Genomic DNA, 13,152 nt, shown 5'->3' on the forward strand with positions numbered 1-13,152 from the left:
CGAGGCGGGCACCGGAGCGCATCGCGGGACTGGCGGGCCGGTCCGTGCGGCGACACACTCGGGGCCAGGAGACGCGACGATGGCGATCAAGCGCATCTACGACAACTGGGCCCAGCTGCGGGCCGCCAGCGGCACGCCGCGCTCGCGGCAGCGGCGCGAATGGCAGGCCTACCTCGAACGGCGGCCGCTGATCGCGTACTGGGGCGATTCGTGGTTCAGCACCCCGCTCTACAGGAACCTGTGCTGGAACAGCTTCGCCCGCATCGACGGCATGTCGATCCGACTCGGAGGCCCGGGCCTGACCGCGGCGCAGATGTTGGCCCCGGCGGCCTGCCGCAACCATGCCGAGCGCTTCGCCGCGCGCGGCTTCGACCTGCTGTGCCTGAGCATCGGCGGCAACGACTGCCTCGGCGAACGCCTGGCGCAGGTCTTCGCCGGGCGCGGCCGGATGTCGGCCGACGCCGCCTTCGACGCGGTGGTCGCGCACGGCGTGTTCGACCGGCTGCGCGCCCGCTACGACACCCTGCTGTCGACGATGGCGGGCGTGGGCGGCCACTTCCGCGTGGTCGCGCACGGCTACGCGCCGCTGTCGCGCCATGCGATCGGCAAGCAGGGTGCGCTGACGGTGCAGAACCTCGGCCTGGCCGCGCTGGTGATGGGCACGGTCGGGCCGTGGCTGTGGCCGGTGATGCAGCCGGTGCTGGGTAGCAAGGCCGAGGCCGAGCGCTTCGCCTGGCGGCTGCTGGTGGACGGCTTCCGCGACCGGGTGCTGGCGCCCACGCGCGCGGCCTGGCCGGCGCTGTTCTCCTACGCCGACTTCTCCGGCATCGGCGCGATCGACGATCGCGATTTCTGGTACGACGAGATCCATCCCACCGAAGCCGGCTTCGGCCTGCTGGCCACCGGATTCAACGCGGTGCTGCGGCAGGCCCTGCCGGCGGTCAAGCGCGCCGCCGTGGGCTGAACATCACCCGACCGGCACCCGTTCCGCGGCCGGGACACGCTTCAGGAACGGGAGGCTATGTTGGCCCCCACACCACGAATCCATCGAACCCGGAGGCCCGCCATGATCCACCTGACACGTCGAACCCGGATGCCGGCCGCGACTGCGCTCGCGGCCACGCTGGCGCTGCTGCTCGGCGCCTGCGCGCCGCGCGAGGATGCGCCCGATCCCGAGGCTACGCCGCCGGCCGCAACCGCCCCGGCGCCCGCGACCGCGCCACCGGATGCCCGCGTGCCGCCCGACGCCGTGGACACCGTGGACGCCGGCACCGAGACCGACGCCAGCACCATGCAGCGGGTCTGCAACGCCGATGCGGTGCAGGGCCTGGTCGGCCAGGAAGCGACCGAAGCGGTGGTCACGAAGGCCACGGCCGACAGCAATTCGGCCAGCGTGCGGGTGCTGCGCCCGGGCGATGCGGCCACCATGGACTTCCGCCAGGATCGCATGAACATCAACCTCGACGATGCCGGGATGATCGAGAAGATCGGCTGCGGCTGATCCGCTGCCCCACCGGGTCGCGGACGGTACGCGATCCGGCCTCGCGCCTGCCCGTGTCGCGCCCGCGCGATGGCAACGTCGCGCGGGCGCGATCGTCTGCGGGCACGCGCCGCCTCATCCCGCGGCGGACGCGTGCGGTCAGCCCGCGCCGACCACCGGATCGCGCGCCGGCAGGTGCGGCGCGTAGCGCCAGGCGATGGCCGCGGCGACCGCAAGCAGCGCGGCCGCGAGCAGCCACGGCGCGCCAGGGAACTCGACCGGCGCGCGTTCGCCGATGAACAGCCCGAACACGCTGGCGAACGCGATCGGCGCGATGATCCCGGCCACCGACACCAGGCTCATCAGCGCGCCCTGGATGCGGCCCTGCATGTCCTTGTCGACCTGGCGTGTGATCAGCGCCTGGCTGGCGGGTGCGGCGATCGCCCACAGCGCGCTGACCGGGAGCCCGAGCAGGAAGATCCAGCCGACCGGCGCGAACGCGTACACCAGGAAGCCGACCACGCCGCATGAGAGCCCGAGGATCAGCGCCCGGCGCTCGCCGAACGCGCGCACCACGCGTCCGACCACGGCCACGTTGACGATCACGCTGCACACGCCGACAAGGAACAGCACCCAGCCCACCTGCCACGGCCCCCATCCGAAGCGCACGTCGGCGAACAGCACGAACACGCTCGGATACACGTAGTGGGCGAGGTTGGCGATGAACACGACCGCCGCCAGGCCGATGATCGCCGGATAGCGCGCGAGCAGCACGATGGCGGCGTGCGGGCGCGTGGCGGTCCAGTCGAAGCGCCGCGAGCGCGCCTCCGGCGGCAGCGATTCGGGCAGCACGAACAGCCCGTAGCAGAAGTTCGCCAGCGCCAGGCCGGCGGCGAACCAGAAAGGCAGCCGCAGGTCGACCTCGCCCAGCCAGCCGCCCAGCACCGGGCCGATCGTGAAGCCCACGCCGAACGCGGCCCCGATCATGCCGTAGCTCTTCGCACGCTGTTCGGGCGGGATGATGTCGGCCACGTACGCGTTGGCGGTGGTGAAGCTGGCGGAGAACACGCCGGAGAATACCCGCGCCAGCAGCAGCCACCACAGCGTGGGCGCCAGCGCCATGATCGCGAAGTCCAGGCCCAGGCCCAGGCACGAGAGCAGGATCACCGGCCGCCGCCCGTAGCGATCCGACAGCGCGCCCTGGATCGGCGAGGACAGGAACTGGATCGCCGCGAACACGGTGCCGAACACCCCGATCCACAGTGCCGCCTGCGCCTTGCTGCCGGTGAACTCCTCCACCAGGTGCGGCAGCACCGGGATCACCAGCCCGAAGGCCAGCACGTCGATCAGCACCACCAGGAAGATGAAGACCAGCGCGGCCTTGCGGCGGGACGGGACGGGTTCGCTCACGCGCGGGCGCCGGATCGGGGAAGGCGCGCATTATCCGCGCAAACCGGAGCGACGGCCCGGACGGGAACGGACGGCACGCGAGACGGCGCGACATATCGCCGCGATGCGCCGGCTCAGCGGCCGGCGAACATCCTGGCCACGTCCACCGCCAGCGACTCGACCGCATTGCCGAACGTGTCGTGTCCGCCATCGGCATAGGCCACGCCATCGCGCGCGAAGCGGTCGGCGACGCCTGCCGCGATGTCGCGGGCGCCGGCGAACCGGGTGCCCAGCGCACCTTCCAGGCTGGTCGCCGCGGCCTGCGGGCTGGACAGGTCGAGTCCCGAGATCGTGCCTGAGGCCAGCGACTGCACGTCGGTGAGCGAACGCGCCACCGCGCCGAGGTCGCCGATCGACGGCGCGCGTCCGGTGATCGCACCGGTGGCGAAGCTCGAGAGCGCGCTTTCGACCGTGGTGTTCGCACCCGGCACGCGGCTGGCGAAGGCGTCGATCGCCAGGTTCGCCAGCGGCTGCATCGCGGCCGGCATCTGGCTGGAGACGGTGTCGCGAGCGGCCTCGGTCAGGCTGCCGCCGACCAGGCCGTTGACCACGCCCATGACCGCGCCCGGCAGCCCGCCGGTGAGCGCGCCGATCATTGCCGCGCCGACGATGTCCTGCAGGTCCTGCGCGTCGAGCCCCAGCGCGCCGGCCAGTCCGGACATCGCATCGGAGAAGCCGTTGGCGTCCAGCCCGAGCGCGTCGCTGACCGCGCTCGCCAGGCCACTCACCGCATCGGACACGGCATCGCCGAGTCCGTCGACGCCGCTGGTCGCGCCGGTGTCGTTGCCGGCGGCATTGCCGCCACCACTGCTGCCGACGCCGCCGGCGCCGTCGCTGCCATCGCTCATGGCTGCATCCCTGGCTGCAAATGTAGTCCCGAGCATAGGCACGCACCGGCCCGCTGCCAGCTGGGGCTGACCCCAGCCAGCGGTGCAAGGTGCTTCCGGGTTCGGGTGCGATGGCCGACTCGTGGATCCCGGATGCGGCCTGCGGCCTTATCCGGGCTACGGAGTTCGCGGGCCTACCTGTGGGCCTGCCCAAGCTCGTAGCCCGGGTAAGCGAAGCGCACCCGGGGAGCCGTCCCCACGCCGTATCACGGGTGCGCATGGGCCTGCCAGACGTGCGATCAGGCAGCGGTCCCCGCCCCGCCAGCCGGATGCCGCCACCGGTGGTGCGGTCAGGCGGCGCGCCGCGCGAAGCGTCTGCCCGCCTTGCACAATCGGCCAAGGGGCTCTTTCCGCGCGCCCGAAGTGCCTCCGCTCCGGAGGGAGGAGGCAGAATGGAGAACGTGCACGGCACAGTCGCGCGTGATGGTTGGATGGGCGACCCCGGATGCGGCCTGCGGCCTTATCCGGGCTACGACTTGCCATCGGCCGGTCCGTCCCGCCCATGCGGCCTCACTCGTCCTGTGCGATCCCTCCGCACGTTCCCGGGACACCCACCGCTCTGCCACCGCTCGGTGGGGATTGCACCCTTCGCAGTTGGACAATGCCGGCGGATGGGATCGCGGGCGCGAGCAGCGTTCAGCGCTAGCGCCCGGCGCGCAGCGCCTCGAGGATCCTGGTGCCGGCGCGACCGTCCGCGGGCGTGAGGCCCAGGCGCTGCTGCTCGGACACGATCGCGCGCCGCGTGAGCGTGCCGATCATGCCGTCCGCCTCGCCGATGGCGTGGCCGCGGGCGAGCAGCAGGGTCTGCAGCTCCTTGCGCTGCGCGCGCGACAGGCCTGGATCGTCGGTGGGCCAGGGCGTGGACAGTCCGGCGCCACCGCGCAGGCGGTCGGCGAGCGTGGCGATCGCCAGCGCGTAGCTTTCCGCCGCGTTGTAGGAATAGATCGCGTCGTAGTTGCGGAACACCACGAACGCCGGCCCGGTGCGCCCGGCCGGCAGCAGCAGCGCGCTGCGCGTGTCGGCCGGCGCGATCGCGCTGCCGTCGGCACGGGTCACGCCGCGCGCGACCCAGTCCGACAGCGGTCGCCGGCTGGTGCGCCCGGCCAGCGCGGTGTCGAAGCCCGCGGGCAGCTTCGCCTCGAACCCCCACGGACGTCCGGTCTGCCAGCCGGACTGCTTCAGATAGTTCGCCGTCGACGCCAGCGCGTCGGGAATGCTGGTGACCAGGTCGCGCCGCCCATCGCCGTCGCCGTCGACCGCGATCCGCGCGTAGGTGGTCGGCATGAACTGGGTATGGCCGAACGCGCCGGCCCACGACCCCGTGATCGCCGGGTCGCGCAGGTCGCCGTCGTGCAACAGTTTCAGGGTGGCGAGGAATTCGCCGCGGAAGAACTCCTGCCGGCGACCGAAGCACGACAGCACCGACAGCGACTGCAGCAGCGGCCGCTTGCCGTGCACCCGGCCGTAGTCGCTTTCCACGCCCCACACCGCGACGATGGTTTCGGGATCGACGCCGTAGCGCGACGACACCGTCGCCAGCAGCTCGCGGTGCGTGTCGAGCATGGCGCGGCCGTCTTCCACGCGCTGATCGTCGACCAGGCCGGCGAGGTAGTCCCAGATCGGCGTGGTGAACTCGGGCTGCGCGTCGAGCAGGTCGAGCACGCTGCGGTCGGGCGTGACGCCGGCCATGTAGCGGTCGAACGCCTCGCCCGGGATGCCGCGTGCGACCGCCTGCGGGCGCAGGCGGTCGGCGACGCAGGTGTCGTACGCCGGATCGGGCGCGGCGGCAGGGGCAGGGGCAGGTGCAGGTGCAGGTGCAGGTGCAGGAATCTGCATCCGAGACTGCGGCTGTGCCTGCGGTGCAGGAGACACCTGCGCCGCTGCCGTCAGGATGGGGAGGGCGCAGCCCAGGGCGAGGACGAGGGGTCGGATCATGGAAGGCTCCTGCACGCACACGAGCGCGCAGCATAGCCGCGCGTCCCGAGCCGTCCGCCGCGATGCACTCCCCGGTTCGCGGCGCATTCACACGCAGCGACCGCGCCGGAGGCATTCGCCACCTCCGCGCCTCGCATTCGCCGGCGCGTCACCCGGCTCGGCGCAGCGCACGCGGGAACGTCCTCCACCTCCATCTCGTGTGACGCCCTACCCCGGCGGCGGCCTTCGGCCTTGGCCGGGCTACGTTTCGCCGACCATTCCGGCCGCGTCGCCTCCCACGTAGCCCGGGTAAGCGAAGCGCACGGGGCACCCGGACACGCACCACACGCGACGCCCCGACCAGACGCCCCGCGGCGGCCTGCGGCCTTGCACGGGCGACGGATTACGGTCGCCTCACTCCGGCGCCTCCCGCGTAGCCCGGGTAAGCGAAGCGCACCCGGGGGGACCCGAGCGCGCATCCCACCCGATGTCCCGACCCCACGCCCCGGCGGCGGCCTTCGGCCTTGGCCGGGCTATGCGATGCTCGGGCGACGCGATGCGCGATCATGCGCGGCCGCCCGCCGATCCGATCAATCCTGCACCGCGTCCAGATAGAACCAGTGCCCGTCCTCGCGCACGAAGCGGCTGTGTTCGCGCATGCGCACCACCGAGCCGCCGCCGATGCGGTAGCGGGCGACGAACTCGACCTCGGCGCTGTCGGCGCCGGTCACGAGATGGCGCAGCACGTCGAGCTTGAGCCAGACCGGCCGCTGCGACTTCGGCGCATCGAACGACAGCGCGTCCGGACGCGTGGACGGATGCCAGCTGCCCAGCAGGTAGTCCGCGTCCTCGCGCACGTAGGCGCTGTAGCGCGAGCGCATCAGCGCCTCGGCATCCGTCGCCGGCGCACCGGCGTGCAGCGGGGCGCAGCAGTCGGCGTACGCGCCGCCGCGGCCGCAGGGACAGGCCGCCACGCGCCCGCCGCCCTCAGCGCCGGCCGTTGCCGGACTCGATGAAGCGCAGGAACTCGGCGCGGGTGCGCGCGTCCTCGCGGAAACTGCCGAGCATGGTCGAGGTCACCATGCTCACGCCGCGCTTGTGCACCCCGCGCGTGGTCATGCACTCGTGGCTGCCGTCGACCACCACGCCCACGCCCAGCGGCGCCAGCACGCGCCGGATGCAGCCGGCGATCTGCGCGGTCATCTTTTCCTGCACCTGGAAGCGCTTCGAATACGCCTCGACCACGCGCGCGAGCTTGCTGATGCCCACCACCTTGCCGGCGGGCAGGTAGCCCACGTGCACGCGGCCGATGATCGGCGCCATGTGGTGCTCGCAGTGGCTCTCGAACTCGATGTCGCGCAGCACGATCATCTCGTCGTAGCCGGCGACCTCCTCGAACGTGCGCCGCAGGTACTCGTCCGGATCCAGCGCATAGCCGCTGAACCACTCGGTGTAGGCGTTGGCCACGCGCTTGGGCGTGTCGATCAGGCCTTCGCGCCCCGGGTCCTCACCGGCCCAGCGCAGCAGGGTGCGCACCGCCTCCTCGGCCTGCGCGCGCGGCACGCCGTTGCGGGCGTCGTCGGAGTCGGTCACGAGTGGGTCCTGGGCGCGGATTCGGGCTGAACATGGTACCGCGGCCCGAGCACGGGTCGTTGGGTGGCGGCCCTGCCGGGACGATGGCCCGCGACGGCCCGCATCACGACATGACGCGGGCGGAAACGGCGCAGGCGGCGCGACGGATCTCGCGCCCTACCCGCCCGCGCCACCCGACGGGGGCGGAAAGCCCGTGCCGGTCGACGACGTGGCGACAGGTCCGCCGCTCAACGCCGCCCGGCGATCCGCTCGCGCTCGGGGACCACCTGCGGCCAGCCACCGGCGAGCGACTTGTACAGCGCCACCGCGCTGGACACGCTGCGGGTGCGGCCGTCGGCGAAGGCGTCCTGCGCCTGCAGCTGCACGCGCTCGGCATCGAGCACGTCCAGCAGGGCCGAGGCGCCGGCCTCGAAGCGGGCGCGGGCCAGTTGCGCCGCCTGCTCGGCGTCGATCGCGGCACGCTCCAGGTGCGCGTCCTCGGTGCGTGCGCGGGCATGGCGCACCAGCGCGTTCTCCGCATCCTCCAGCGCCAGCAGCACGGTCTGCTGGTAGCCCGCCAGCTCGCCCTCGGCCTCGGCGTTCGCCGCGGCGATGCGCGCGCGCACGCGGCCGATGTCGAGGAACGACCAGTCGATGCCGAGCGCGACGATGCGGGTCTCGCTGTCTCGTTCGAACAGCGCGTCGGCGTCGATCGCCTGGCTGCCGATCAGCCCGCCCAGGGTGAAGCGCGGAAACAGGTCCGCGGTGGCGACGCCGATGCGCGCGGTGGCCGCGTGCAGGCGCGCTTCGGCGGCGGCGACGTCGGGCCGCGCGCGCAGCAGTTCGCCGGGCGCACCCGGATCGATCCGGGGCGGCAGCGCGGGCAACGCCTGCTGCGGCGACAGCGCCGCCACCAGCGCGGCCGGATCGCGTCCGGTCAGCACCGCCAGCCGGTGCATGGCCACGCGCTGCTGCGCGTCCAGCGCAGGGATGCGCGCCGCGGTGGTTTCCAGCTGCGCACGTGCGCGCGCGGTGTCGAACTCGGTGCCGGCCCCGGCGTCCAGCCGCGCCTGCACCAGGTCGAACGTGCGCTGCTGGTTGTCGCGGTTGGCGCGCGCCACCCGCAACCGCTCCTGGGTGCCGCGCAGTTCGACGTAGGTGCGCGCCACCTCGCCGGCGACGGCGACCTGCACCGCGCGCAGGTCGGCCGTGCTGGCGCCGGCACCGGCGCGCCCGGCTTCGATCGAGCGTCGCACGCGGCCGAACAGGTCCAGTTCCCACGCAGCGGAGATGCCGGCGTTCCACTGTTCGCCGTCGCGTTGTTCGCGCGACAGGCCCGGCGCCTGGTCGGCGCTGCTGCGTACGTCGGCGGCCTCGCCCTGCGCGGTGACCGTGGGCAGTGCGTCCAGGCGCGCGTTGCGCAGCAGGGCATTGGCGCGGTCGACGCGCGAAAGCGCAATGCGCAGGTCGTGGTTGGCGTGCAGGGCCTCGTCCACCAGCTGCGCCAGCTGTGCATCGCCCAGGCCGTCGAGGAAGGCATCGTCGAACGCCGCCGGCGTGGCGGCGCTGGCCGACGCGTCCGCCGGCGCCGTGACCGCACCGCCGAAGCGCTCGGGCACGGCCATGTGCGGGCGCACGTGGTCGGGACCGACCGCGCACGCGCTCAGCAGGGCCGCGGCCAGCACGGTGATCGCGAGACGGCTCACCATGGCAGCGCCTCCTCCAGGTAGAAGAAGCCGCCGTTCGGGCCGTCGTCGTCGATCAGCGCCAGGCGCACGCTGGTGCGCGCGCCGTCGGGCACGTCGAGCTCGCCGCGCTGTTCGCCGTCGACGTGGTTCATCTCGGTGCGGACGTAGCCGGGGTGGATGGTGTTGACCTTGATCGCGCTGTCCTTGAGTTCGTACGCCAGCTGCACGGTCCAGGCGTTCACCGCGCTCTTGGAGACGTTGTAGGCGGGGATCTTGAAGTCGTAGATGAAGGACGACGGATCGGAGTGCAGCGTCACCGAGCCCAGCGCGCTGGAGACGTTGACGATCCGGCCCGACGTCGACTTGTGCAGCAGCGGCAGGAAGGCCTGGGTCACCGCGATCAGGCCGAACACGTTGGTGTCGAAGGTGGCGCGCCAGGTCTCGAGCGACTGCCCGGACACGCCCTTGTCGGCCGCGTCGACCACGATTCCGGCGTTGTTGACCAGGATGTCGAGCCGGCCGTGGCGGCGTTCGACGTCGGCGACGGCCGCGGCGATGCTGGCCGCGTCGGTGACGTCGAGTGCGATCGCCTCGACCGGCAGGCCGCTGGCCTGCAGCTCCAGTGCGGCCTCGACCGCGCGTTCGCGGTTGCGGCCCGCGAGCAGGGTGTGGACGCCGGCCTCTGCCAGCTGGCGCACGGTTTCCAGGCCGATGCCGCGGGTGGCGCCGGTGACCAAGGCGATTCGGGGGGAAGCGTTCATGGGGGACGTGTCCTGTGATGCGGGAAGGGAAGCGCGCGGCGACGTGCGCCGCGCGGGATCAGTGTGGGGAACCGGCCGGGGCGACGGCTGGCCGGTTCCGGACGTGTCATTCAGGCGTCGAGCTGCGCGGGTGCAGTGGAGTGCGCCGGGCCGTGCGAGACCAGCGGCTTGTTGGCCAGCTTGCGCAGCGCGACGTAGAACACCGGGGTGAGGAACAGGCCGAAGGCGGTGACGCCGAGCATGCCTGCGAACACGGTGATGCCGGTGACCGAGCGCACCTCGGCGCCGGCGCCGCTCGACAGCACCAGCGGCACGGTGCCGGCGATGAACGCCACCGAGGTCATCACGATCGGGCGCAAGCGCAGGCGGCAGGCCTCCAGCGCGGCCTCCACGATGCCCTTGCCCTGCAGTTCCAGCTCGCGCGCGAACTCCACGATCAGGATCGCGTTCTTGCACGCCAAGCCCATCAGCACCACCAGGCCCACCTGCACGAACACGTTGTTGTCGCCACCGCTCAGCCACACGCCGAACAGGGCCGCGAGCATCGTCATCGGCACGATCAGGATCACCGCCAGCGGCAGGGTCCAGCTCTCGTACAGCGCCGCCAGCACCAGGAACGCGAGCAGCACCGCGAGCGGGAAGATCACCATCGCCGCGCCGCCCTGGGTGGCCTGCTGGTAGCTCAGGTCGCTCCAGTCGATGCCCATGCCGGTCGGCAGCACCTGCTCGGCCAGTTCGGTCACCGTCGCCATCGCCTCGCCCGAGGACAGCACGCGCGGATCGGCCTCGCCCAGCAGGTCGGCCGCCGGGTAGCCGTTGAAGCGGATCACCGGGTCGGGGCCGTAGGTCTGGCGCACGTCCACCATCGATCCGATCGGCACCATGGCGCCGGCTTCGTTGCGGGTGCGCAGGTTGGCGATGTCGGTGACTTCGTCGCGGAAGCCGCCGTCGGCCTGCGCGATCACCTGCCAGGTGCGGCCGAACATGTTGAAGTCGTTGACGTAGGCCGAGCCCAGGTACACCTGCAGGGTCTCGAACAGTTCGGTCAGCGGCACCCCCTGCGCCTTGGCCTTGACCCGGTCGACGTCGGCGTCGAGCTGCGGCACGTTGGCCTGGTAGCTGGTGATCGGGAAGCCCATCCCGGCCGTCTGCGCCGCCGCGCCCTGGAACGCCTGCACCGCATCCTGCAGCGCGCCGTAGCCCAGCCGGGTGCGGTCCTCGACGAACAGCGACCAGCCCGAGCCGTTGCCCAGCCCCTGGATCGGCGGCGGCATGAAGGCGAAGGTGAAGCCCTCCTGGATCGAGGCGAACTTCTGGTTGAGCTCGGCGGTGATCTCCTCCGCGGTGCGCGAGCGCTCCGAGAAGGGGTCGAGGGTGAAGAACACTACGCCGTTGTTGGGCGTGTTGGTGAACTGCAGCGGGTTCAGGCCGGGGAACGCGACCTCGCTGGCGACGCCGTCGACGTCCTTGGCGATCGCGGCCACCTTCTTCAGCACGGTGTCGGTGCGCTCGATCGACGCGCCCTCGGGCATCTTCACGCCGGCGATCAGGTACAGCTTGTCCTGCACCGGGATGAAGCCCGCCGGCACCGCCTTGAACATCAGGCCCGCGCCCGCCAGCAGCACCAGGTAGACCACGAACACCGCGCCGCGACGGCCCAGCGTGCGCGACACCGCGCCCTCGTAACGCTCCGAGTTGCGCTTGAAGAAGCGGTTGAACGGGCGGAACACCCAGCCGAACAGGCGGTCGATCAGGCGCGTCGGTGCGTCCTTGGGCGCGTCGTGGGCCCTGAGCAGCTTGGCCGCCAGCGCCGGCGACAGGGTCAGCGAATTGAGGCCCGAGATCGCCGTGGCGACCGCGATGGTGACCGCGAACTGCTTGTAGAACTGCCCGGTCACGCCGTCCAGGAACGCCATCGGCACGAACACCGCGCACAGCACCAGGGTGATCGCGATGATCGGTCCGGACACCTCGCGCATCGCCAGGTGCGCGGCCTCGAGCGGCTGCGCGCCCTCCTCGATGTGGCGCTCGACGTTCTCCACCACCACGATCGCGTCGTCCACCACGATGCCGATCGCCAGGACGAGGCCGAACAGGGTCAGGGTGTTGATCGAGAAGCCGAGCAGGTTGAGCACCGCGAAGGTGCCGACGATCGACACCGGCACCGCCAGCAGCGGGATGATCGACGCGCGCCAGGTCTGCAGGAACAGGATCACCACCAGCACCACCAGCGCCACCGCCTCGAGCAGGGTGGTGATCACCGACTTGATCGAATCGCGCACGAAGATGGTGGTGTCGTAGATCGACTGTATCTCCACTCCCGGCGGCAGCGACGGGCGCAGCTCGTCCATCTTCGCCACCACCGAGTCGCGGATCTCCAGCGCATTGGCGCCGGGCGCCTGGAAGATGCCGATGGCGGCGGCGTTCTTGCCGTCCAGCCGCGCGCGCAGGGTGTAGTCGCCGGCGGCCAGCTCGATCCGGGCGACGTCGCGCAGGCGCACGATCTCGCCGCCGGCGCCGGCCTCGAGCACGATGTCGCCGAATTCCTCGACGCTCTCCAGCCGTCCACGCGCGTTGATCGGCAGCAGGAAGTCGCTGCCGTTGGCGATCGGCTCCGCACCGAGCTGGCCGGCCGAGACCTGCACGTTCTGCTCGCGCACCGCGCGCAGCACGTCGCCGGCGGTCAGGCCGCGCGCGGCGATCTTGTCCGGATCCAGCCACAGCCGCATCGCGTAGTCGCCGCCGCCGAACAGCTGCGCATCGCCCACGCCGCCGATCCGCGAGAGCTCGTCGCGCACGTGCAGGCGCATGTAGTTGCGCAGGTACAGCGAGTCGTAGCGGCCGTCCTCGGAGGTCAGGTGCACCACCATCAGGAATACCGGCGACTGCTTCTGCGTGGTCACGCCCTGCCGGCGCACGTCCTCGGGCAGGCGCGCGAGCGCCTGCGCCACGCGGTTCTGCACCTTGACCGTGGCATCGTCCGGATCGGTGCCGGGCTTGAACGTCACCGTGAGCTGCAGCACGCCGTCGGAGCCGGCGACCGACTTGACGTACATCATGTCCTCGACGCCGGTGATCGCCTCCTCCAGCGGCGTGGCCACCGTCTCGGAGATCACCTTCGGGTTGGCGCCCGGGTACACGGTGCGCACCACCACCGAGGGCGGCACGACCTCGGGGTATTCGCCGATCGGCAGCAGCGGGATCGAGATCAGCCCGGCGGCGAAGATCACGATCGACAGCACCGCGGCGAAGATCGGCCGGTCGATGAAGAAGCGGGAGAAGTCCATGGGGCGGTGTCCTGTGCGGCGCGGCCGCGTGGTCCGCGCGGGGCGCGGGGAAACGGAGGAAAAACCCGGCACGGCGGCCTTCCCGTCGTCGGGGAGGGAGCGGGAAGGCCGTCG

General features: G+C 71.9%; 10 protein-coding genes. 2 read left to right on the forward strand and 8 right to left on the reverse strand.

All coding sequences use genetic code 11. From position 1 onward, the window contains the following. Positions 1-79 precede the first annotated feature (79 nt). Both QFW81_RS02330 and QFW81_RS02335 read left to right on the forward strand, forming a co-directional pair. On the forward strand, positions 80-964 hold the full coding sequence (locus tag QFW81_RS02330; protein WP_280576948.1) for a hypothetical protein: 885 nt from the start codon (positions 80-82) through the stop codon (positions 962-964). Between the two features lie 102 nt (positions 965-1,066). Beyond that, positions 1,067-1,501, forward strand: coding sequence for an I78 family peptidase inhibitor (locus QFW81_RS02335; protein WP_280576949.1), 435 nt, complete (start codon positions 1,067-1,069; stop codon positions 1,499-1,501). A 138-nt stretch (positions 1,502-1,639) separates the two neighbouring features. Here the strand turns inward: QFW81_RS02335 and QFW81_RS02340 are convergent, their stop codons facing one another. The 8 genes from QFW81_RS02340 to QFW81_RS02375 all read right to left on the reverse strand — a co-directional run bounded on the left by QFW81_RS02340 (position 1,640) and on the right by QFW81_RS02375 (position 13,038). Beyond that, positions 1,640-2,890, reverse strand: a complete 1,251-nt coding sequence (locus tag QFW81_RS02340; protein ID WP_280576950.1) for a TCR/Tet family MFS transporter — start codon at positions 2,888-2,890, stop codon at positions 1,640-1,642. A gap of 113 nt (positions 2,891-3,003) precedes the next feature. Continuing rightward, positions 3,004-3,777 carry a hypothetical protein gene (locus QFW81_RS02345; protein ID WP_280576951.1) on the reverse strand — a complete coding sequence of 258 codons (774 nt, stop codon included), beginning with the start codon at positions 3,775-3,777 and terminating at the stop codon, positions 3,004-3,006. A gap of 681 nt (positions 3,778-4,458) precedes the next feature. Further along, positions 4,459-5,652 carry a lytic murein transglycosylase gene (locus tag QFW81_RS02350; protein ID WP_280577047.1) on the reverse strand — a complete coding sequence of 398 codons (1,194 nt, stop codon included), beginning with the start codon at positions 5,650-5,652 and terminating at the stop codon, positions 4,459-4,461. Between the two features lie 668 nt (positions 5,653-6,320). Beyond that, positions 6,321-6,704: a YchJ family protein gene (locus QFW81_RS02355; RefSeq protein WP_280576952.1), complete on the reverse strand. Its 384-nt coding sequence runs from the start codon at positions 6,702-6,704 to the stop codon at positions 6,321-6,323. Between the two features lie 13 nt (positions 6,705-6,717). Next, positions 6,718-7,323 carry a GTP cyclohydrolase I FolE gene (gene folE / locus QFW81_RS02360; RefSeq protein ID WP_280576953.1) on the reverse strand — a complete coding sequence of 202 codons (606 nt, stop codon included), beginning with the start codon at positions 7,321-7,323 and terminating at the stop codon, positions 6,718-6,720. 227 nt (positions 7,324-7,550) lie between these two features. Next, the gene (locus tag QFW81_RS02365) at positions 7,551-9,011 is read right to left on the reverse strand and encodes an efflux transporter outer membrane subunit (RefSeq protein ID WP_280576954.1); all 1,461 of its coding nucleotides are present in this window, start codon (positions 9,009-9,011) and stop codon (positions 7,551-7,553) included. Continuing rightward, entirely contained in the window at positions 9,005-9,751 is a 747-nt protein-coding gene (locus QFW81_RS02370) for an SDR family oxidoreductase (protein WP_280576955.1), read from the reverse strand. The genes QFW81_RS02365 and QFW81_RS02370 overlap by 7 nt, the downstream gene beginning before the upstream one ends. A gap of 110 nt (positions 9,752-9,861) precedes the next feature. After that, a complete protein-coding gene (locus tag QFW81_RS02375) occupies positions 9,862-13,038 on the reverse strand; it encodes an efflux RND transporter permease subunit (RefSeq protein WP_280576956.1) in 3,177 nt (1,058 codons plus the stop codon). Positions 13,039-13,152 lie beyond the last annotated feature (114 nt).

The organism is Luteimonas kalidii (genome assembly GCF_029887935.1).
Taxonomy (GTDB): domain Bacteria; phylum Pseudomonadota; class Gammaproteobacteria; order Xanthomonadales; family Xanthomonadaceae; genus Luteimonas; species Luteimonas kalidii.